We start from the raw sequence: 2,399 nt of genomic DNA, 5'->3' as shown, positions 1-2,399 counted from the left end.
ACGCGCTCCCCGGGGGCCCGCCGCGGGGGGGGGCCACCTTCCTGAGGGATGGTGGCCCCCGGCGTCGTCGTCCCGTGCTCGCGGACCGATCAGGAGGCCAGCCGCTCGTGGGTGGTGCGCCCGCCGGCGGGTACCGCGTCGCGCTCCGGCTGGTTGACCTCGGCCCAGACTGCGTCGAGGGAGATTCCGAGGACGTCGGCGATGGCGGCGATGGTGGAGAAGGCGGGCGTCGCCACGCGGCCCGACTCGATCTTGCGCAGGGTCTCGGGGGAGACGCCGGCGTCCAGCGCGACCTGGAGCATCGAGCGGTCGGCCCGGGCGCGACGGAGCAGTGCGCCGAGGCGCTGACCGCGTTCGATCTCAGCGGGGGTGAGAGGCAGCCTGACCATAGCTCCCTATTCTAATCCCGGGATAGTATGGCCGGGATAGTTATTGGAACGCCGGAGAGGCCCCGCATGATCGAGATCCTGAACCCCGCCGAGCTGGGCCGTGCACGGGACACCGGCGCCCTGGTGGGCGCCATCCTCCAGGAGCTGAGGAGTCGCTGCGCCGTGGGCACCAACCTGCTGGAGATCGACCGGTGGGCGGCCCGCATGATCGCCGAGGCGGGGGCGCAGTCCTGCTACGTCGACTACGCGCCGTCGTTCGGGCGGGGGCCGTTCGGCCACTACGTCTGCACGGCCGTCAACGACGCGGTGCTCCACGGGATGCCGTACGACTACGCGCTCGCGGACGGGGACCTGCTGACCCTCGACCTCGCAGTCTCCCTGCGGGGGATCGCGGCGGACGCGGCCGTCAGCTTCGTGGTGGGCGCGTCGCGGCCGCCCGAGAGCGTCGCGCTGATCCGCGCGACCGAGCGCGCGCTCGACGCCGGGATCGCCGCCGCTGTGCCCGGGGCGCGGGTGGGCGACCTCTCCCACGCCATCGGGGCTGTCCTCGCCGAGGCGGGCTACCTGATCAACACCGAGTTCGGCGGCCACGGCATCGGCTCGACCATGCACCAGGACCCGCACGTCGCGAACTCCGGGCGGCCTGGCCGCGGGTACGTGCTGCGCCCAGGGCTGCTGCTCGCGCTCGAGCCGTGGGTCATGGCGGACACCGACCGGCTCGTCACCGACGCCGACGGGTGGACGCTCCGGAGCGCGACCGGCTGCCGCACGGCGCACAGCGAGCACACGATCGCCATCACCGGTGACGGCGCCGAGGTCCTCACGCTCGCACCCCGGGCCGAAACTTCAGCCGCGGGTCACGTGATGGTCGCTCCATAGTCATGCCGTGTGTCCTATTTGTCCGGAGAATGGCGGCTGTTTGCCAACCCGGACCGAGGGGGACACATGCTCGACCGCAAGATTCTCGCCGCCGCTGCCGCCGCGACGCTCGCCGTCGTGGGGGCCGCGCTGCCCGCCGCGCCCGCACAGGCCGCCGCGACCCACGCGCAGCTCGCGCTCCGGTGGGCCCCGGTGCACCACCAGGACGTGGACCAGACCGGCGACCACGCGCTGGGCGGGCGCGCCGACTACGTCACGCGGATCGACTTCGACGGCGACTGGGCCGCCCGCGACAACTGGGACGACGCGGCGCGGACCGACGTCTCGTTCGCGGCCGTGTCGTACTACTCCGTCGTGGAGACGTCCAGCCACTGGTACCTGACGTACCTGTTCTTCCACCCGCGCGACTGGGTGGACCAGCCGTTCGACTCCGAGCACGAGAACGACGCCGAGGGCCTGCTGCTCGCCGTCGAGAAGGACGGGTCCACGTACGGGGTGCTCCGCGGGGCGGTCACCGTGGCGCACACGAACTTCTACTCGTACACGCCGTCGGGCAGCACGTGGACCTCCGGCCGGGAGTCGGTGGACGGGACGCTCACCCTGGCCACGTCGCCGGTGGACGGCCTGCCGCACCCGGTCACGGCTCAGGAGGCCAAGGGTCACGGTCTCAAGGCGCACCCGCAGTACCAGATCAACGGTGACGGGGTGATCTACTACCCGTCGACGGCGTCCGAGGCGCCGTCGGGCCCGAACGACCGCGACGTGCGCTACGCGCTCGTGGACATGCTCGGCACGGGCGGGCTGTGGTCGCGCCGGGCCGACGCGGGCCTGTTCGCCGGCCATGGCTCGTTCGCGGGCGACACCTCCGGCGGGTGCGGGACGGGCACGTTCGGCGGCTGCGGCACCAACTCGGCGAACGCGCCGTGGGGCTGGGACGACGGTGACGACCTCCCCGCACGGGGTGAGCTGGCGATCGACCCGGCCAAGCTGGTGGCGGAGTACTTCACGATCCCGGGGACGTTCTCGCGCACGTACGTGTCGAACGGGTACCAGGGCTGACGGGGGCTGACCGGGGCTGACCGCGCACGACCGCGCACATCACTTCGGCAGTTCGTCGGGGGGGGGGGGGGG

General features: G+C 72.7%; 3 protein-coding genes. 2 read left to right on the top strand and 1 reads right to left on the bottom strand.

The features are described from left to right. Nucleotides 1-89 precede the first annotated feature (89 nt). On the bottom strand, nt 90-389 hold the full coding sequence (locus AC060K_RS07555) for a helix-turn-helix domain-containing protein (protein WP_483764817.1): 300 nt from the start codon (nt 387-389) through the stop codon (nt 90-92). Between the two features lie 66 nt (nt 390-455). On the opposite strand from AC060K_RS07555, the gene map reads away from it, so the two are divergent. Both map and AC060K_RS07545 read left to right on the top strand, forming a co-directional pair. Continuing rightward, nucleotides 456-1,268, top strand: a complete 813-nt coding sequence (map, locus tag AC060K_RS07550; protein ID WP_483764816.1) for a type I methionyl aminopeptidase — start codon at nt 456-458, stop codon at nt 1,266-1,268. Between the two features lie 66 nt (nt 1,269-1,334). Next, nucleotides 1,335-2,327 carry a hypothetical protein gene (locus tag AC060K_RS07545; RefSeq protein ID WP_483764815.1) on the top strand — a complete coding sequence of 331 codons (993 nt, stop codon included), beginning with the start codon at nt 1,335-1,337 and terminating at the stop codon, nt 2,325-2,327. The last annotated feature ends 72 nt before the right edge of the window (nt 2,328-2,399 follow it).

Source organism: Antribacter sp. NEAU-D49 (genome assembly GCF_057158775.1).
The sequence above is the reverse complement of the archived record's forward strand: the minus strand, read 5'-3'. Positions and strand labels throughout refer to the sequence as shown.